Genomic DNA, 18,461 nt, shown 5'->3' with positions numbered 1-18,461 from the left:
GTCCTTCCGCGGTGCGGGTGGTCGGGCGGTACTCAGGACTCTTCGGGGGACTTGACGACGGCCAGCAGGGCGCCGAGCCGGACCTGCTGGCCCGGGGTGACGCGCAGTTCCACCAGGGTGCCGTCGGCCGGGGCGGTGACGCGGTGCTCCATCTTCATCGCCTCCAGCACCAGCAGCGGCCGGCCGGCGGTCACGGTGTCGCCGACGGCGGCGGTGATGCGCAGGACGGTGCCGGGCATCGGGGCGAGCAGGGCGCCCGGGTCGTTCTGGGCGGTGGGGTCGGGGAAGCGCGGCAGCGCGGTGAGCGCGGTGCCGCCGGTCGGGGAGTCGACGTACACCTGGTCGCCGTAGCGGGCCACGTCGTAGCGCCGCTGCACCTCGCCCTCGCGCAGCAGGACGAACCCGGGCTCGGCCCGGACGAGTTCGACGTCCGGGTGGCCGGCGGCCTCCAGGCCGCCCCTGGTCCGGCGGTAGCGGACCTCCAACTCGCCTCCGTCGGAGGCCCGGTAGCGCTTGGACTGGGGCTGGGAGGGCAGGTTGCGCCAGCCGGACGGCAGCGCGGTGCCGTGCTCGGCCGCGTCGGCGAGGGCGGCGGCCAGGGCGGCCCGCCCGGCGCCTCCGGTGTCGGGGGCGAGCAGTTCGGTCGCGTGCTCGGCCAGGAAGCCGGTGTGCAGCCGCCCAGCCAGGAAGGCCGGGTGCCGCAGCGCGCGGACCAGCAACTCCCGGTTGGTGGAAGGCCCGTGGATCCGGGCGCGGGCCAGCGCGTCGGCCAGCTTCCGGGCGGCGGCGGTGCGGGTCGGCGCCCGGACGATCACCTTGGCGAGCATCGCGTCGTAGTGCGGGCTGATCTCACTGCCGGACTCCACCCCCGAGTCCAGCCGCAACCCGGAGTCGGGGCGCGGTCCGCTGCCGCCGAACTCCTGGTGATCCGAGGTCAGTTCGAGGCGGTGCAGGGTGCCGGTCGCGGGCCGCCAGTCCTTCGCCGGGTCCTCGGCGTACAGCCGGGCCTCGATCGCGTGGCCGGTGCTCGGCGGCGGCCCGCCCGCGGGCAGCTGCTCGCCCTCGGCGACGGCGAGTTGGAGCGCGACCAGGTCCAGGCCGGTGACCGCCTCGGTGACCGGGTGCTCGACCTGGAGCCGGGTGTTCATCTCCAGGAAGTAGAACCGGCCGTCCCCGGTGAGCAGGAACTCGGCGGTGCCGGCGCCGACGTAGCCGATCGCCCGGGCGGCGTCCGCCGCCGCCGCGTGCAACTCGGCCCGCACCTGCGGCGGCAGGCCGGGGGCCGGGGCCTCCTCGATCACCTTCTGGTGCCGCCGCTGCAAGGAGCAGTCGCGGTCGCCGACCGCCCACACCGTACCGTGGGCGTCGGCCAGCAGCTGCACCTCCACGTGCCGGCCGCTGGGCAGGTAGCGCTCGCAGAACACCTCGTCCGAGCCGAAGGCCTTGGCCGCCTCGGCCCGGGCCGCCGCCAGCTCGCTGGGCAGGTCCGCCAGCCGTTCGACCACCCGCATGCCGCGGCCGCCGCCGCCCGCCGCGGCCTTCACCAGCACCGGCAGGTCGGCCTCGGTCGGCTCGGCCAGCGCGCCCAGCACCGGCACCCCGGCCTCGGCCATCAGCCGCTTGGCGGCCGTCTTGGAGCCCATCGCGGCGATCGCGGCCGGTGGCGGGCCGACCCACAGCAGGCCGGCCTCCAGCACGGCCCGGGCGAACTCCGCGCTCTCGGACAGGAATCCGTACCCCGGGTGGACGGCGTCCGCCCCTGCCCGCAGGGCGGCCCGGACGATCAGCTCACCGCGCAGGTAGGTGTCCGCGGGCGCGGCCCCGGGCAGCCGGACCGCCGCGTCCGCCTCCCGTACGTACGGGGCGGCGGCGTCCGGGTCCGAGTGGACGGCGGTGGTCGCGATGCCGAGCTCCCGGCAGGTGCGGAACACCCGGCGGGCGATCTCGCCGCGGTTGGCGACCAGCAGGTTGGTGATCATCTGACCTCTCACATCCGGAAGACGCCGTAGCCACGCGCGCCCTCGACCGGCGCGTTGTGGATCGCGGACAGACACAGGCCCAGCACCGTACGGGTGTCACGCGGGTCGATCACGCCGTCGTCGTACAGCCGGCCCGACAGGAAGACCGGCAGCGACTCCGCCTCGATCTGCTGCTCGACCATCGCCCGGATCGCCGCGTCCGCGTCCTCGTCGTACGGCTGTCCCTTCGCCGCGGCCGACTGGCGGGCCACGATCGAGAGCACCCCGGCGAGCTGCTGCGGGCCCATCACCGCGGACTTGGCGCTCGGCCAGGAGAACAGGAAGCGCGGCTCGTACGCCCGGCCGCACATGCCGTAGTGGCCCGCCCCGTAGGAGGCGCCGAGCAGTACCGACAGGTGCGGGACCTTCGAGTTCGAGACGGCGTTGATCATCATCGCGCCGTGCTTGATGATGCCGCCCTGCTCGTAGTCCCGGCCGACCATGTAGCCGGTGGTGTTGTGCAGGAACAGCAGCGGGGTGTTCCGCTGGTTCGCCAACTGGATGAACTGGGCGGCCTTCTGGGACTCCGCGCTGAACAGCACGCCCTGGGCGTTGGCCAGGACGCCGACCGGGTAGCCGTGCAGCCGGGCCCAGCCGGTGGCCAGGCTGGCGCCGTACAGCGGCTTGAACTCGTCGAAGTCCGAGCCGTCGACGATCCGGGCGATCACCTCGCGCGGGTCGAAGGGCACCTTGAGGTCACCCGGGACGACGCCCAGCAGCTCCTCCTCGTCGTACTTCGGCGGCTCGGCGGCGCGGTCCGGGTCCGGGCCCGGCTTGCGGTGCTCCAGCCGGGCGACGATCCGGCGGGCGATCCGCAGCGCGTCCGCCTCGTCCACCGCGAAGTGGTCGGCCAGACCGGAGGTGCGGGCGTGCATCTCGGCGCCGCCCAGCGACTCGTCGTCGGCCTCCTCGCCGGTCGCCATCCTCACCAGCGGCGGGCCGCCGAGGAACACCTTGGCGCGCTCCTTGACCAGCACGGTGTGGTCCGACATCCCCGGCACGTAGGCGCCGCCGGCCGTCGAATTGCCGAACACCACGGCCACGGTGGGGATCCCGGCCGCCGAGAGCCGGGTCAGGTCGCGGAACAGGGCGCCGCCCGGGATGAAGATCTCCTTCTGACTGGGCAGGTCCGCCCCGCCCGACTCGACCAGGTTCACCACCGGGAGCCGGTTCTGCAGCGCGATCTCGTTGGCCCGCAGGGCCTTGCGCAGCGTCCACGGGTTGCTGGCGCCGCCGCGCACCGTCGGGTCGTTGGCGGTGATCACGCACTCCACGCCCTCGACCACCCCGATGCCGGTGACCAGCGCGGCCCCCACCGGGTAGTCGCTGCCCCAGGCGGCCAGCGGGGACAGTTCCAGGAACGGCGAGTCCTGGTCCACCAGCAGCTCGATCCGCTCCCGGGCCAGCAGCTTGCCCCGCTCGCGGTGGCGCGCCACGTACTTGGGGCCGCCGCCGGCCAGCGCCTTGGCGTGCTCGGCGTCCAGCTCCGCCAACTTGGCGATCATCGCGGCACGGTGCTCCGCGTACTCGGGCCCGGCCGGGTCGACACAGGTGGGCAGGACGGTCACAGCAGGGCCTCCGGAAGGTCGAGGTGGCGCGAGCGCAGCCACTCCCCGAGGGCCTTCGCCTGCGGGTCGAAGCGGTGCTGGGCGGCGACGCCCTCGCCGAGCAGGCCGGTGAGGGTGAAGTTGACCGCCCTGAGGTTCGGCAGCAGGTGCCGGGTGACGGGCAGGTCGGCGGTCTCGGGGAGCAGGTCGCGCAGCCGGTCGACGGTGAGGGTGTGCGCCAGCCAGCGCCAGGCGTCCTCGGTGCGGGCCCAGACGCCCAGGTTGGCATCGCCGCCCTTGTCGCCGCTGCGGGCGCCGAGCACCAGGCCGAGCGGGGCGCGGCGGGTCGGGCCCGGGGGCAGGGGGGCGGGCAACTCGTCCGACTCCTCCTGCGCGGAGGCGACTCGGCCGGTGACGGGGGCGGGTGGGACGGTGATCCGGCGGCCGTCCGGCAGGACGGCGGTGTGCTCGACCAGCTCGGCGGCCACGTACGCGGCGGTGAACACCCCGTACGGGGCGCCCGGGCCGGGCGGGGCGGTGAGGTGGAAGCCCGGGTACCCGGCGAGGCCCAACTCCACGGCGGCCTTGCCGAGTTCACGACCGACCTTGGCCGGATCCCGGTCCCGGGCGGTCAGCCGGAGCAGGGCGGACGCGGCCTCCTCGGTGTCGGCGTCCGGGTGGTCGGTACGGGCGAGGGTCCACCGCAGCTCGGCCGGGCGGACCTCGGGCGGCAGGGCGGCGGCGAACTGGCGTTGCACCAGGGCGGCCTTGGCCTCGACGTCCAGGCCGGTCAGGACGAAGACCACCTCGTTGCGGTGGCCGCCGAGCCGGTTCAGGCCGACCTTGAGGGTCGGCGGCGGGGCCTCGCCGCGCACGCCCGCGATCCGCACCCGGTCCGGGCCCTCCTCGGTGAGCCGCACGGAGTCCAGCCGGGCGGTCACGTCGGGGCCGAGGTAGTGCGCTCCGCCGGTCTCGTACAGGAGTTGGGCGGTGACCGTGCCGATCGTGACGGCCCCGCCCGTCCCGGGGTGCTTGGTGATCACGCTGGAGCCGTCGGCGTGCAGTTCGGCCAACGGGAAGCCCGGGCGGTCCACGTCGTGCTCGCCGAAGAAGGCGTAGTTGCCGCCGGTCGCCTGCGCCCCGCACTCCAGCACGTGCCCGGCCACCACCGCCCCGGCGAGCGCGTCCAACTCTCCAGGGCCCCAGCCGAAGTGGGCGATCGCCGGCCCGGCCACCAGCGCGGCGTCCGTCACCCGCCCGGTCACCACCACGTCCGCCCCCTGGTCCAGACAGGCGGCGACGCCGAACCCGCCCAGGTAGGCGTTGGCGGCCAACAAGCCCTCGGGCAGGCCGAGTTCCTCCCGTCGCGAGAGCAGGTCGTCACCCTCGACGTGGGCGACGGCGGCCGGCACCCCCAGGCGCTGCGCCAGCTCCCGCAAACGCTCGGCGAGCCGGGCCGGATTGAGGCCGCCCGCGTTCACCACGACCCGCACACCCCGGTCCCGGGCCAGGCCCAGGCACTCCTCCATCTGCCGCAGGAACGTGCGGGCGTACCCGAGCGACGGATCCCGCAGCCGGTCCCGCGCCAGGATCAGCATGGTCAACTCGGCGAGGTAGTCCCCGGTGAGCACGTCCAACGGCCCGTCGGTCAGCATCTCCCGCACCGCCGCGAACCGGTCCCCGTAGAACCCCGAGGCATTGCCGACCCGCAGCACCGATCCTCCGCGCACCAAAGCGCCTCCCCTACCGGCCTGTTGGCGCCACCCGACACGAGCACCGCCGCGCAGCAGCGTGGCACCGGCCGCAGAAAAAAGCAATCATGCCTGCTTGTTTCTCCGCCGCGCGGAAGCCTCCGGGCCGGCTTTCGTGTGACTGGATGTGACTGGAACCGATAGGTGGCGGTTGGAACCGCTGGCCGGCGGCTCCCCCATTCTCGCCACGTCGAGTGACACGGACCGGCGGTCGCTTTGGTGGCGCCCTACCGCGCTGCCCGTGGCTCGCTCCCGCCTGATGCGTCGTCGGACCAAGACCCGCTCGTATCCGGCCAGGGCCCGGCCTGGGGTCGACAAGGCGCTGGTGTTGGAACCGGGTATGCCATACCGTCCACGGCGTGGCGAGGACATTGCGGCTGGCGGTCGCACAGAGCACGGTGCCGAAGGACCCCACTGATCGAGGAGCGCTGCGGGCGGCAGGGCAGGAGATCCGGGCCCTGATGGTCGAAGCCGCCGGAGCGGGTGCGCGGCTGGTGCAGTTCCCCGAAGGTGCGGTCACCTATCCGAGCAAGCACGTGATGGCGGCGGGCCCGGCCGGCGAGTTGGTACCGGCTGACTGGACCCGTGCCGCGTGGGACGTCCTGCGCGAGGAAGCAGAGTCGATCACCGCGCTGGCGGGGGAGCTCGGGCTGTGGACCGTGTTCGGATCGATCCACCCGCTCACACCGCCGAACCGGCCGCACAACAGCCTCTACATCGTCTCCGACCACGGCCAGCTGGTCGCCCGGTACGACAAGCGGTACCTGTCACACACCGAGATCTCCTACCTGTACTCCCCGGGACACCAGCCGGTCATCGTCGAGGTGGACGGCATCCGGGTCGGCTTCGCACTGTGCATCGAGGCCAATTTTCCGGAGGTGTTCGCCGAGTACGAGCGCCTGGACGCCGACTGCGTCCTGCTGTCAGTGATGGTCGACGACGCGCCCCGGGCCCGCGTCGCCCAGGCGTACGGGACGCTCCACAACTACTGGCTCGGCTACTCGGTCCCGGCCCAGTTCAGCGCCACCGCGCCGTCCGGGATCGTGGCACCCGGCGGTCGGTGGCTGGCACGCTGTCCCGCAGACGGACAGCCCGCCCTGGCGATCGCGGACATCGACCTCGACTCGCAGGACGATGACATCACCATGGCCCTTCGCTACGCCCGTCCGTGGCGCCGCTCGGCCCGAGACGGACTCTACGACGAGCGGCGCCCAGTCGACGACCCCCGCAGCGACACCCGCACAGCGTTCTGAGTCCGCCCAGCTGCCGGCCCCGACCGGACTCACCACCTGTCAACATGAGGTTCCGTCGCACGGCGGCCTGGGGCAGACCTACGACACCACCTGACAAGGCATTGCTAGGCCCCTTGATTCGGTCCCTGTCCCGCCACGATGTCGGCGAAGACGATCACGACCGCGCTCTCGCCGTACTTCGCCGACCGCTCCTGCCGGAAATCGCCGCTGCGCACGAGGATCTGGCGGATGTGGATCTTGGTGCCGATGGGGAAGGTCATCTCCTCCTCGGACTGGTTGTTCCTGCCGAGCGCCCTTCCCCGGTGGTCCTGCGGGAGGCCGAACTCCCAGACGATCTCCTTGCCGGCCACGTACGTGTGGGTCAACGGATCGCCGTACGTGGTCGACAGGATCGCCGGCCACTCGATCGTCTGGTCGACCGAGACGTAGCCGCCCTCCGGGTGGCTCTCCTGCTGCTTGAGGATGCCGCCGAACGACTCGTACATGTGCTTGCTGTCGCCCCGCACCACGTTGCCTTCGTCGTTCGCGCGGGGCGTCGTGAAGTCGTCCCACACGCCGTTGATCCGGGCGAAGATGTCGAAGGTGTCCGCGAGGTGCTTCTCGTCCCACGCCTCCGTGGTCTGCTCGTCCGCGTAGCCCCGCGCCATGGCGACACTGCGCCACGTGTCGAGCACCTCGCGCTCCTTCGCCTTGTAGGAGAAGCCGGGGGCGGCGATCTCGCCGGGGGTGAAGCCGACCTGCCCGAGGGCCGCCAGGAGCGGGTTGATCCGGCGGTAGTCGGCGCTGAGGTAGTTCTCGCCGAGGTCGAGGTCCTTCTGCTTCTGCTTGGCCGCGAGGACCGCCGGGTCCAACTCCACGGCGCGAGCCGCTTCGTACTCCGCGCGGGAGGCCGCCCGACCCTCGACCGTCCCCCACGACTTGTCCTTGAGGGACGCCCGGGGCTTCTTGCCGTCCTCGCCCGCGGAGATCAGATAGGACCCGAAGCCGAAACTGAGGATCGTCTGCCCCGGGATGTCCCGCTCGTCCGTGTGCTTGACGACCTGGGTCCCCTTCGGGAGGCCCGCCGCGAGGGTGCGCTGCACGGGCGCCTCCGCCGCAACGGCCGTCCCGGTCTCGTGGCCGGCCGAACGCTGCACGTCGGAGGAGGCCTGGGGGGCCGGACGGCTCATCACCGCGCGGGCGTTGGCCTCGGCCTCGCGTTCGAAGCGGTCGGAGGGGTCGGAGACCCTCAGCCCGTTGCCGTTGTCGGTACCGCTGACCGGTCCCCGGCGCTGCTGGATGACATGGGTGAGCTCGTGGGCGAGGGTGTGCGCGCCGCCCCCGCCCTCACCGATGACGACGTGGTTGCCGGAGGTGTACGCACGCGCGCCGACCTCGGCGGCGGAGGCCTTCGCGGCGTCGCCGGTGTGGATGCGTACGTCGGAGAAGTCCGCGCCGAGGCGGGACTCCATGTCCGTACGGGTGGCCTGGTCCAGGGGCCGGCCGGGGCCGCGCAGGACATCGTGGACGGAGGAGCGCTGAACGGCCGGGGCCGCGGCACGCTGGACGGCGGGGCCATCGAAGCCCTCGTGACCGCAGCCGCCCCCGTGCCGGTGCTCCTCCTCGTCCAGGCCGTGGCCGGCCCGGCGGAGCATCTGGACGACCGCCGCGTTGCCCACGGTGCCCTGGAGGGCGAGCAGTGGTGACCGCGGGTGCCCGGCCTGGGCGGGCGCGTGCCTCGCCTCCCGGCCGGCCTTGGCCGCGGTGGCTTCCTCGTTCTCCCGCTTGCGCATCGGGCTCCGCCCCTTCTGGGATCATCGGCAACGTCCCACTCAACCCGATGGCCACGGCGCGGCGGAAGGTACGTCAGGGCAGAGCTCGGGGGTCCGAGTGACGGTCTCCCGCGGCACTTCCGTACAGGAGGCACGGCAGCAGGGTGCGGAGGAACCACCCCGGCGCGATCGGCGGGAACCACCAGGCCGGACCGGCACCGACCTCACCGTCCACGCCCCGGAGCGCCCGGCCGCCGTCGCCGCCGACCTCAACGGCCGCCCGCGCAGAACGCTCGGCTGGGAGACCCCGGCCGAGCGCCTGCACGAACTCGTCGCGGCCTGGACAACCGACCACGTGTTGCAACGACCCCTGGAAACCGCCCTGCCGGACCGGGGCTCGGCGGTCAGCGGCTCAGGCCGTGGGGCCCAGGCGGGTCCACGGGTTCTTCGGGTCGGACGCGTTCGGCGTGTCGCCCTTGGTCCAGTACTTGGCCCTCCAGTAGTAGCCGCCGTACGAGACGACCGTCCGCGTGCTGCCGCCGGGATCGCCCGCGACGACCGGGGTGCCGGGTGCGGTGCCGCTGTTGCGGGGCTCGGCGACGTAGTCCGCCTTGCCGTAGTCACTGCCGGGGGCGAAGGACTCCAGGCCGTACGAGGCGCCGTGGGTGATCGAGGTGACGACGTGGCCCTTGTCGTCGCGCAGGTGCCACCACTGGCCCGCCGACATGTCGCAGTCGCGCACGCTCAGGGCGGCCTGGGGGGCGCGGGCGTCGAGGCACTGCTCGTGGCCGCTGGTGGTGCTCTTGATCCGGTACCAGCCCGGGAAGGCGGGCCACTCCGCGGCGACGGTCCACAGCTGGTTGGGGTTGTCGGCCTGCTTCTCGACCAGGTGCGCGGTGTCCCAGCCGCCGGGGTGGTCGAGGAGGTTGCCGCTGTTGACGTCCTCGACCTTGTACCGGTCCCCGGTCTGCCACAGGGTGAACGGGGCCCACGCCGGGTTGTAGGTGTTCGCGGGGTTCCAGGCGTCGGCCTGGCAGCGGGCGCCGTTGCCCTGCGGGGCCTCGGCGGCCGTGGTGCCGCGGCGGTGGTCCTGGGTCAGGCCGTACTCCGTCCCGTTGAGCGTGATGGTGAAGTTCGCCGGGCCGGTGATCGGCAGGTAGTACTTGACGCCGATGTCGCGTGCCTTGCCCGGCGGGAGTTCCTCACAGGTGCCGAGGGTCAGGGTGACGCGGTGGAAGTCGGCCTTCAGCCCGCCGGCGTTCGGGCCGGTGCGGCCCGGATGGACGGCGTCGGTCAGCTCCTTCCAGGCCTCGTCCTTGAGCAGGGGCGTCGTCGAGGTGGGGATGTCGAAGGAGATCCGGGTGCCCGCGGGCAGCGTGGCGGCGGTGTTGTTGGTGATCCGCAGCTTCGGCTGGATCGGCCACATGTCCTTGACGTCCGTGGGGTAGTCGACGAGTTCGGCGGTCACGTCGAGGACCTGCTGCGGCAGTGCGGTGTCGGCTCGTTCGGCCTTAGCGGGGCCGGCCTGGCGCAGCGCCGTGTCCAGGGTGGTGGTGAGGTCGTATCCCATGCCCCACTCGCCGGAGGGGCGCTTGGCGTAGTCCCCGGCGAGTTCCCAGATCATGGCGCCGCCGATGCCCTGGTCACCGATGTACTGGGCCTTGGCCCGGATGGAGCGGTCGTTCTCAGTGGAGAGGAAGACCTTCTTGTCGGGGTTCCACAGCCAGGAGGACTCCAGTGCGTCGCTGTACTTCTCCTGGTAGGTGCCGCGCAGCTGGACGGACGCCCGGGTGGTGTCGAGTCCGTACGCGGCGAGGTAGCCGGGGGTGCGGCCGTCCTGGAGGTTCTTCGCGTGCCACAGCGGGTTGGAGCCGGCCGGCACCTCGCGGCCGTTGTCGGTGTCGTGCCAGAGGTTGTCGATGCCGATGGCCCCCTCGCCGCAGGGCGCGCTCGCGCCGCTGCCCTGGGCTCCGTTGCCCTTGCCGCCGGTGCCCGGCGGGCAGGCCTGCTGGTCGGCCATCGTGGCGCGGCCCCACAGCCCGTCGGTGCCGCCGGTGACGTCCTGCCAGCCGCGGGTGTAGTAGGGGATGCCGAGGTTGATCCGGGACGGGGGCAGTGCGCCGCGGTAGTAGTGGTAGGCCCAGTCGGTGTTGAAGTAGCCGTGCTTCTGGAAGTCCTTGGTATTGGGGGCCTGGTCGTCGTAGATGCCGGCGGCCGCGAGTTCGGCGTCCCGTCCGTCGTCGTAGAGGGGGGCCTGCGGGCCGACGAAGTCGTTCCAGGAGCCGTGCAGGTCGTAGGTCATGACGTTGACGAAGTCCTGGTACTTGAGCGCGGCCTGGGCCTCCTGGCCGCGGACGAGGTAGCCGGAGCCGGAGACCGCGGAGGTGAGCTGGTAGTAGCGGCCCTTGGCGGTGCCGGCCCGGTCGAGGGCGCCGCGCAGGGCCTTCATCAGCGCCTCGTATCCGGCGCCGAGCCCCTTGCGGCGGGCGTCGGCGACCGGCCAGTCCTGGGGGTTGCCGGCCTGCGGGAGCGCGGTGGGGTACTCGTAGTCGATGTCCGCGCCGTCGAAGCCGTACCGGTCGAGGAACTCCGCCACGGAGGCCGCGAAGGTGTCGATGGCGGGCTGGTTCACCGAGCCGTCGGCGCGGGTCGTCAGGGTGTAGAAGCCGGAGGATTCCGCCCAGCCGCCGATCGAGATCAGGGTCTTGACCGCCGGATGCTCCCGCTTGTAGCGGGTGAGGAGGTTGAAGTGGCCCTGGTAGGGCAGGGCGGGGTCCATCTCGGCCCCGGCCACGCCGGGCCAGGTCATCCCGGTGGCGGGGTTCCTCGGGTCGGCGGTGTCGCCGACGGAGATCCGGTCGTTCTCGACGTGCGCGAACGCGTAGTTGACGTGACTGACCTTGGACCAGGGAATGTTCTTCACCAGGTACGGCGCGGAGCCGTCGGCACCGGTGCGCCAGCCGGTGAAGTAACCGACCGTCCGGCGGCTGCGGCCCTGGCCGACCCACTCCCGGCCCGATCCGTCGTAGACGTCGCAGTAGCGCGGGCTGGTGCCGTCCACCGGGGTGAGGCCGTCCGGGCGGCAGTCCCCGCTGGACGCGGGCTTGGTACCGCGGTCGTCCGGCGCGGTGTCGACGGGCGAGCCGGCGTCCGCGGCCGCGGTGGCGTTCCCCCCGTCGGAGGCCAGGACGGAGAACTCGGCGGCGGCGGTGCTGGTCGGCACCTCACCGTCGAAGACCGTCCCGCAAAGCCCCTGCCAGCCGGCGCAGATCCGCTCCGGTCCTTCGAGGACGCGGTCGTGGGTGCCACCCGGGTCCAGGGCGAGCTTCACGTACTCGTTGCCCTTGAACAGGTAGGCCGTCCCCGGATCGCGCGGGAGACTGAACGCGGCGTCGATGTTCTCGGTGAACGCGGTTGCCTTCTGGGCGAGTTCGCCGAAGTTGTCGCGGATGGGCTTGGGCCCGTTGACGACCTGGTCCTTCGTCCCGTCGATGGCGACCTTCATGCGCAGGTAGCTGTCCCCGCTGAACATGTACATCTCGTCGCGGGTGCCCGGGACCGGAAGCACCGCGTCGACCTTGGAGCGGAACGCCGCGAACTGCGGCCCGGCCAAGGGCAGGAACGCGTCCTCGACCGGTTGCGGCTGCACCACCCGCTCCACCTTGCGCAGGCCGTCCACGGGTTTGAAGCGCCAGTAGCTCGGCAGTTTGGTGGAGTACGACGGGAGCGTGAAGCCCAGGACCGTCCCCCCGCTGCTGGGCAGCGTCGTCAGGGCGTCGGAAGCCCCGCCGGGGATCTCGCCCGAGGCGATCGACGTGGCCCCGGCTTCGGCCTCCTGATGCCGGCCCGGGCCGAAGGTCATCGTCGTGGTGAGGTTGCCCTTCTGCAGTTCCACGCTCGCCAGACCGGAGCCGCGGCTGTCCAGGGAGACCGCGGCGTCGATGCCGGACGACGACCGCAGCGTCAACTGCGTCGGCTCGCGCGGGCCGTCCACGTTGCAGGACACCTCGTCGAACAGCACCGCATCCGGCGCGCGGCTGTGGAGCTTCCACGCGCAGTGCCGCCACTGGTCGGAGGGCGGCTCGGTGCCCTCCGGTCCCAGGTGGAGGACGGCACTGAGGTGATCGGTGAACACGGCGCGGTCCGTGGCGTTCCACGGGGTCCCGTTGGCGTCGAACCGCCAGAGCTGTTCCTTCGGGGGCTTCCCCTGCGCGCAGCGCGTCTGGACGAGTTCCGGACGGTCCGAGGGCCCGGTCTCGTCCGGGGCCGTCGCGGACAGGCACATTTTCGAGTGGAGATCCATCAGCCCCGTGTACAGCAGGCCGTCCGACTCGCGGAACGGCGAGAGCTCCACGAACAGGCCCGACATGGTCATCTCGTTGTCGGGATTCTCCCGGAACCGCGAGTACGTCTGGTTCTCGTACACGGGCACGACGAGCCGCCCGTCGCCCCGGTGCTGGAGCGAATGGATCGGAGCGCGCTCGCCCCCCGCGACCATGGGAGAGAAGAACACCGCGTCGTGGTCCCGTCTGGTGCCGTCGGTCATCCAGCCGGTGACCTCCTGCCCGATGGCCAGGACCATGGCCTCGTCGTTGGTGACCATGTAGTCGAGTTCGCGGCCCTGCACCTGGGTGGCCTCGTTCGTGCGGACCAGGTGCAGGTCGCCCGCCGCGTCGCCCATCGCCTCCCGGGCCTGGCGCATCGTGGTCGCGGGCGGGGTGTTGAAGTCCCCCATCACCGCCCAGCTCCGGCCCTGCACGGCCGGTGCCGTGGCCACCGCCTGGAGGATCCGACCGGTGTCGTTGCGACCGCCCTGCTCGTTGTTCGCGTGGACGTTGAAGAACCAGGTGTCACGGAACCGGACTCCCAGGACGGGGCGCTCACTCCCCGGCGGGTGCAGGAGGAGGTAGGCCTCGGGCTCCTGCTCGGTGACGAAGGCCAGAGCGCGGTTCGCCATGTCGTTGGTGGTCTGGGCGACGTAGTAGGTGCGGGGGTTCGCGCGGTCGGGCACGGCCCAGCGGAACCGGTTGAGGGTCTGGCCCTCGACCGCATCGGGATCCCACGGGGCACCGGGGCGGGTCTCCGTTCCCGGCCGCAGGAAGTCATGACCGAGCAGCGTGAAGTCGTCCGGGCGCTGATGGGGATCGTCCCAGGTGCCCACCCCGGGGTCCGTGTCGGGATGCTCCTGAAGGGCCAACACGTTCTCGCCTGTCGCCAGCAACCGCGGTATGACGTCCCTCCAGCGCCTCCCGGTGGCCTGCATGTTCCATGTCGCAGGCCGGAACTCCCGCACCGCCGCCTTGGCGGGCTTTGCCGCCACCACGGCCAGCAGTTCGGCGAGCAGGGTGAGGACCAGCAGCGCCGGGAGGAGTCTCGCCGCGATCGGTGCGGGTCCTGGACGCTGCGGGCGCGTGGTGTTCATGCCATCCCTCCTGTGGACGAACCTTGGAGGGAGCAGCATCACCGAAGGCGGTAGACACCCGATCAACGGCCCGTCGGCCGGCCGCGAGCCCGGTGCGGATCGTGCCGTCGGGCTTTCACATCGGGTGCGGCGGCCGGCCAGAGCGCTGCTGAGGGGTGGTCACCGGCGGACAGGGCGCCGGCGAGGGCGCCGTGGTGCGCGAGCACAGTGGGCCGACCGGAAGGGACTGTCCGGGCAGGGGTGGTCAGCCCTCGGCGCCGAGGAGGTCCTGGGCCGCGCGGTGGAACGCCTCCGTGGCGCGGGTGGCACGGTCGCGGTGGTGGAGCAGGCCCCACCGGACCGGGGGTGCGTCGGTCAGCGGGCGGTAGGTGATGTCGGGGCGGGGGTGGTAGCGGCGGGCCTGGGCGCCGAGCGGGAAGGCGGCCCGGCCGGCGCCCACCAGGGTGAGGATCTCGTTCAGGGTGCCGCCCTCCGGGCCGGACGGGATCGGCCGCCCGGCCGGTGTCCGCGCCGGGGTGCGGTCGGCGCGGAAGGACTCCGGCACGGCGGCGGGCAGTCGGACGAGCGGGATCCCGGCCAGCTCCTCCAGCGTGACGGCGTCCTGCCGCGCGAGCGGGTGGCCGGCGGGCAGGGCGATCATCCGGGGCTCGCTCACCAGGACCGGACCCGGCACCAGGTCGGGCTCGCGCAGCGGGTACTCCGCGAACACCAGGTCCACCTCGCCCGCACGCAACAGGCCGATTCGGTCGACGAGTTCGGCCTCCCGGAGGGTCGCGTCCCAGCCCGGCAGCCGCTCCCGGAAGCGCTCCGCGACGCCGACCAGCAGCTGCCCCGCCGCCGGGCCCGCGAACGCCACCCGCAGCGTTCCGATGCGACCGTGCCCGGCGTCGGCGACCCGCCGGAGGGCGGCGCCGACCGCCTCCCACGCGGGCCGCAGCTCCTGAGCCAGCTGGGCGCCGAGCGCGGTCGGCTCCACCCGGCGGCTCGTCCGGACGAACAGCGGTGCGCCGACCCGGCGTTCCAGCTTCCGTACGGTCTGGCTGATCCGTGCGGTGGAGACGTGCAGCCGCTCGGCCGTCCGCCCGAAGTGCAGTTCCTCGGTGAGCGCCAGGAACGCCTCGATCTCGTGCCGCTCCAGCACCCTTGCCACCTCTCCCCAGCCACTTCGTTAAGTGTCGCTTCACGATCGTTGCACAGTCACCCGTTGATCGTCCGGCCGTTCCGGCGGGAGGGTGGACGAGTCACCGACCGACAGCCACCCGACCAGGAGTTCCGCCATGTACATCACCACCGACCGCGCCCTCACCGCACCGGCCACCGACCCGGCCGCCGTCGTCGCCGAGTTGCGCGACCGGACCGAGATCCTGGACGCCCTGCTCCGCTTCGGCCTCGGTCAGGACCTCCACGACCGCGAGCTCTTCGCCTCCTCCTTCACCCCGGACGCCGAACTGGACTTCCGGCCCGCAGCCGCCGCGTGGGGCGCCGAACCGCCCCTGATGACCGGGCGGGACCACATCGTGACGACCATCCTCGGCATGTTCGCCGGGCGGGTGACCACTACCCACCAGGTCACCAACCCCCGCATCACCGTGGACGGCGACCGCGCCCGGCTCACCGCCCTCGTCGAGGCGCAGCACCTGCTGACGGCCGCCCCCGCGACGCACGCACTGCTGAAGAACCGCTACGACGTCGAGCTGCACCGCGACGGCGGGCGCTGGCTGCTGCACCGGGTGCGGATCGACAACGTGTGGCTCACCGGTGAGCCCCGGGCGATCTTCGGCTGAGCGGTGGCGGGTCATGAGCGGCGGCGGGTCAGGGGTCCTGGGGGCGCCCGGGCGGGCGGCGCTCCGGTGGGGCCGGATATTCGGTGCGGGCGCGGGGTGGCGATGGATAGCCTCGGCGGCATGACCTGGCTTCCTGTTGATTTCGTCCACCCCGTCCACGTGCCGCTGCTGGACGGGGCGTACCACCTGCGGCCGATCCGGGAGGCGGACGCGCCGATGGACTATCCGGCGGTGATGGGGTCGCGGGAGCGGCTGTTCGGGATCTTCGGCCCGGCCTGGGGGTGGCCGGCGGAGACGATCACGGCCGAGGCGAACCGGGTGGACCTCGCCCGGCACGAGCGGGAGATCGCCGCGCACCAGTCGTTCAACTACGTGCTGCTGGACGCCGCGGAGACGGCCGTGCACGGGTGCGTGTACATCGATCCGCCGGAGCGGGCCGGGGCGGACGGCGAGGTCTCCTGGTGGGTGGTGGACGGCCTGGTCGGCAGTGCGGTGGAGCGGGCCTTCGACGCGCTGGTGCCGCGGTGGATCGCCGCGGAGTGGCCGTTCCGGCAGCCGCGGTTCCTGGGGCGCGACCTCAGCTGGGAGGAGTGGCTGGCCCTGCCGGAGGCTCCGGGTGCCTGAGCGCGCGCTGAGTTTCGGTACGGTGGCGAAGGCCTACGAGCGGTACCGGCCGGGGTATCCGGCGGAGCTCTTCGACCTGGTCGCCGAGTACGTGGCGGAGCACGCGGGCGGGCCGCTGCGGACGGCGCTGGAGATCGGGGCCGGGACGGGCAAGGCCACCCGGCTGTTCGCCGGGCGCGGCGTCGCCGTGACCGCGACCGAGCCGGATGCCGCCATGCTCGCCGAGCTCCGGCGGCACGCCCCGGGGAACGTCCGGACGGTGCGGGCCGCGTTCGAGGAACTGCCGCCGGACGGGCCGTACGACCTGGTGTACGCGGCGGCGGCACTGCACTGGACCGACCCGGCGGGCCGCTGGCGGCGGGTGGCCGAACTGCTGCGCCCGGGCGGCGTGTTCGCGTGTTTCGGCGGGCCCGTCCAGCTGGCCGACCCCGAACTGGCCGAGGCCGTAAGGGTGGTGCGGGCGCCGTTCCTGGCGAGCGAGGACGTGCCGTCCCCGGACGGTACGCCGCCGGAGCGGGAGCTGCAGTGGCCGGGCACCGAGCTGCAGCGCTCCGAGCGCTTCGACCGGGTGCAACAGCGGACGCTGCCAAGGCGGTTGACGATGAGTGCGGAGGAGTACCTCGGCCATCTGTCGACGGTCTCGGCCTATCTGCTGCTGCCGGAGGACACCCGGGCGGAGGTGTTCCGCCGGATCCTCGCGGTACTGCCGGAGCGCGTCGGACTGGAGGCGGACATCACCGCCCACCTCGCACGGCGCCGCTGATTCGTGGCTTCCGCCAGTACGACGGTGCGTCAGGCTGCGCCAGACTTCCCAGCACAGCACAGGGCTGCGCACACGGGAGGACGACACGATGGGCGTGCAGCAGTACGACGGGATCGGCGAGGCGTTCGAGGGCTTCAAGGCCCTGCCGCTGACGCGGTTCGGGGAGGTGCCGAGCTTCCTCGCGATGGTCGGGGACGTCCACGGCAAGGCCGTCCTCGACCTGGCGTGCGGGACGGGCTTCTACAGTCGCGAGGTCCGTCGGCGCGGCGCCGCGGCGGTGCTCGGGGTCGACATCTCCACCGAGATGATCGCCGCCGCCGAGTCGTTCGAGCAGCGCGACCCGCTGGGGGTGCGCTACGAGGTCGGCGACGTGGCCGAACTTCGCACCCTGGAGCGGAAGTTCGATGTGGCACTGGCGGTGCAGTGCCTCAACTACGCGGAGGACCGCGCGTCGCTGGACCGGATGTGCCGCAACATCCACCGCAGCCTGGTGCCGGGTGGGGAGCTCTTCGTCTTCGCCCAGAAGCCGGACTACGCCTTCGACTGTCCCACCCTGGAGCAGTACGGCTTCCGCTGCGAGCCGACCGGGGATCACGTCGAGACCGGGCCGCGGGTGCGGGTCACCGCGCTGCTCGACCCGCAGCCGATCAGCATCCTCGGGACCGTCCCGCGCCGCGAGGTCTACGAGGATGCGCTGCGCGGGGCCGGGTTCTCCGATCTGGAGTGGGTGCCGCTCGGGATCTCCGCGGAGGGCCTGCGCGAGTACGGCGAGGAGTTCTGGGCGGACGTGCTCGCCCACCCGCCGCTGGAGATGCTGCGCTGCCGCGCCTGAGCAGCCGCGCGAGCCGCACGACCGAGCCCGACGGCCCGGCCCCCGGACCCGGACCCCGGTCCGCACGGGGGTCGGGCCGTCGGACTGTCCGCGCCGCCGGGCTGTCCGATCCGTCCCGGCCGCCCGGGCCGTCCGGGCCGTCCGGGCCGTCCGGGCCGGGAAGGCGATCAGTTTTCGAGAAGCGCCCGCCCGGGGGCCGCGCCTAGCGTTGCAGTCATGAACGACATCAGCATTCACTGGACCTTCCTCCCCCACACCGACCCGGAGGCCTCGCTCGCCTTCTACCGCGACCTGCTCGGCTTCGAGGTCCGCCAGGACGTCGGCGGCGGCCCGATGCGGTGGATCACCGTCGGGCCCGCCGGCCAGCCCGGCGTCTCGCTGGTGCTGGAGCCGCCGTTCGCGGACCCGGGCATCACCGAGGACGAGCGGCGTACCATCACCGAGATGATGGCCAAGGGGACCTACGCCCGGGTGGTGCTCGCCACCGCCGACCTGGACGGGGTGTTCGACCGGTTGAAGTCCGGCGGCGCCGAGCTCGTCCAGGAGCCGACCCTGCAGCCGTACGGCGTCCGCGACTGCGCCTTCCGCGACCCGGCGGGCAACATGGTCCGCTTCAACGAAGTGCGCTGAGCCGTCCCGGGGGGGGGGGGGGGGGGGGGGGGGAGGGGGGGGGGGGGGGGGGGGAGGGAGGAAGAAAAAAAAGAACAAAACAAAAA

12 protein-coding genes and 1 pseudogene are annotated in these 18,461 nt (G+C 72.7%); 7 read left to right on the top strand and 6 right to left on the bottom strand.

Annotated elements, in window-relative coordinates:
* Nucleotides 1-32: 32 nt before the first annotated feature.
* From ACZ58X_RS33085 to ACZ58X_RS33075, 3 genes are read right to left on the bottom strand one after another with little or no spacing between them, the layout of a single operon-like run.
* On the bottom strand, nucleotides 33-1,979 hold the full coding sequence (locus ACZ58X_RS33085) for an acetyl/propionyl/methylcrotonyl-CoA carboxylase subunit alpha (protein ID WP_470337273.1): 1,947 nt from the start codon (nucleotides 1,977-1,979) through the stop codon (nucleotides 33-35).
* Between the two features lie 8 nt (nucleotides 1,980-1,987).
* On the bottom strand, nucleotides 1,988-3,586 hold the full coding sequence (locus ACZ58X_RS33080) for an acyl-CoA carboxylase subunit beta (RefSeq protein WP_470337272.1): 1,599 nt from the start codon (nucleotides 3,584-3,586) through the stop codon (nucleotides 1,988-1,990).
* Nucleotides 3,583-5,295: an acyclic terpene utilization AtuA family protein gene (locus ACZ58X_RS33075; protein ID WP_470337271.1), complete on the bottom strand. Its 1,713-nt coding sequence runs from the start codon at nucleotides 5,293-5,295 to the stop codon at nucleotides 3,583-3,585. Before ACZ58X_RS33075 ends, ACZ58X_RS33080 begins: the two co-directional genes overlap by 4 nt.
* Before the next feature lie 380 nt (nucleotides 5,296-5,675).
* Here ACZ58X_RS33075 and ACZ58X_RS33070 point away from each other — a divergent pair, with 380 nt between their 5' ends.
* On the top strand, nucleotides 5,676-6,569 hold the full coding sequence (locus ACZ58X_RS33070) for a carbon-nitrogen hydrolase family protein (protein ID WP_470337270.1): 894 nt from the start codon (nucleotides 5,676-5,678) through the stop codon (nucleotides 6,567-6,569).
* A 104-nt stretch (nucleotides 6,570-6,673) separates the two neighbouring features.
* Here ACZ58X_RS33070 and ACZ58X_RS33065 read toward each other — a convergent pair whose 3' ends face one another.
* Nucleotides 6,674-8,341 (bottom strand): eCIS core domain-containing protein, encoded by a 1,668-nt coding sequence (locus ACZ58X_RS33065; RefSeq protein ID WP_470337269.1) that lies wholly within the window; start codon nucleotides 8,339-8,341, stop codon nucleotides 6,674-6,676.
* Nucleotides 8,342-8,534: 193 nt separating this feature from the next.
* Here ACZ58X_RS33065 and ACZ58X_RS33060 point away from each other — a divergent pair.
* Nucleotides 8,535-8,660: pseudogene (locus tag ACZ58X_RS33060) on the top strand (IS30 family transposase); the annotation flags it as partial.
* A 72-nt stretch (nucleotides 8,661-8,732) separates the two neighbouring features.
* Here ACZ58X_RS33060 and ACZ58X_RS33055 read toward each other — a convergent pair.
* Entirely contained in the window at nucleotides 8,733-13,742 is a 5,010-nt protein-coding gene (locus ACZ58X_RS33055) for a glycosyl hydrolase family 18 protein (protein ID WP_470337268.1), read from the bottom strand.
* A 244-nt stretch (nucleotides 13,743-13,986) separates the two neighbouring features.
* Complete coding sequence (locus ACZ58X_RS33050) at nucleotides 13,987-14,892, bottom strand: LysR family transcriptional regulator (RefSeq protein ID WP_470337267.1); 906 nt, start codon at nucleotides 14,890-14,892, stop codon at nucleotides 13,987-13,989.
* 127 nt (nucleotides 14,893-15,019) lie between these two features.
* Here ACZ58X_RS33050 and ACZ58X_RS33045 point away from each other — a divergent pair, with 127 nt between their 5' ends.
* From ACZ58X_RS33045 to ACZ58X_RS33025, 5 genes are all read left to right on the top strand, one after another.
* Nucleotides 15,020-15,526 carry a nuclear transport factor 2 family protein gene (locus ACZ58X_RS33045; RefSeq protein ID WP_470337266.1) on the top strand — a complete coding sequence of 169 codons (507 nt, stop codon included), beginning with the start codon at nucleotides 15,020-15,022 and terminating at the stop codon, nucleotides 15,524-15,526.
* 120 nt (nucleotides 15,527-15,646) lie between these two features.
* The gene (locus tag ACZ58X_RS33040; protein WP_470337265.1) at nucleotides 15,647-16,150 is read left to right on the top strand and encodes an N-acetyltransferase; all 504 of its coding nucleotides are present in this window, start codon (nucleotides 15,647-15,649) and stop codon (nucleotides 16,148-16,150) included.
* Nucleotides 16,143-16,913 (top strand): class I SAM-dependent methyltransferase, encoded by a 771-nt coding sequence (locus tag ACZ58X_RS33035; RefSeq protein ID WP_470337264.1) that lies wholly within the window; start codon nucleotides 16,143-16,145, stop codon nucleotides 16,911-16,913. Before ACZ58X_RS33040 ends, ACZ58X_RS33035 begins: the two co-directional genes overlap by 8 nt.
* A gap of 88 nt (nucleotides 16,914-17,001) precedes the next feature.
* Nucleotides 17,002-17,745: a class I SAM-dependent methyltransferase gene (locus tag ACZ58X_RS33030; RefSeq protein ID WP_470337263.1), complete on the top strand. Its 744-nt coding sequence runs from the start codon at nucleotides 17,002-17,004 to the stop codon at nucleotides 17,743-17,745.
* 216 nt (nucleotides 17,746-17,961) lie between these two features.
* On the top strand, nucleotides 17,962-18,375 hold the full coding sequence (locus tag ACZ58X_RS33025; RefSeq protein WP_350503315.1) for a VOC family protein: 414 nt from the start codon (nucleotides 17,962-17,964) through the stop codon (nucleotides 18,373-18,375).
* The last annotated feature ends 86 nt before the right edge of the window (nucleotides 18,376-18,461 follow it).

It is taken from the genome of Kitasatospora sp. NPDC040550 (genome assembly GCF_055594965.1).
Note: the sequence above shows the minus strand (reverse complement) of the source record. Positions and strands in the feature narration are given on the sequence as shown.

What these genes read in the sequence shown, in the direction of transcription:
- ACZ58X_RS33085 (WP_470337273.1), bottom strand. Translation starts at nt 1,979, where the DNA reads ATGATCACCAACCTGCTGGTCGCCAACCGCGGCGAGATCGCCCGCCGG.
- ACZ58X_RS33065 (WP_470337269.1), bottom strand. Translation starts at nt 8,341, where the DNA reads ATGCGCAAGCGGGAGAACGAGGAAGCCACCGCGGCCAAGGCCGGCCGG.
- ACZ58X_RS33055 (WP_470337268.1), bottom strand. Translation starts at nt 13,742, where the DNA reads ATGAACACCACGCGCCCGCAGCGTCCAGGACCCGCACCGATCGCGGCG.
- ACZ58X_RS33045 (WP_470337266.1), top strand. Translation starts at nt 15,020, where the DNA reads ATGTACATCACCACCGACCGCGCCCTCACCGCACCGGCCACCGACCCG.
- ACZ58X_RS33040 (WP_470337265.1), top strand. Translation starts at nt 15,647, where the DNA reads ATGACCTGGCTTCCTGTTGATTTCGTCCACCCCGTCCACGTGCCGCTG.
- ACZ58X_RS33030 (WP_470337263.1), top strand. Translation starts at nt 17,002, where the DNA reads ATGGGCGTGCAGCAGTACGACGGGATCGGCGAGGCGTTCGAGGGCTTC.
- ACZ58X_RS33025 (WP_350503315.1), top strand. Translation starts at nt 17,962, where the DNA reads ATGAACGACATCAGCATTCACTGGACCTTCCTCCCCCACACCGACCCG.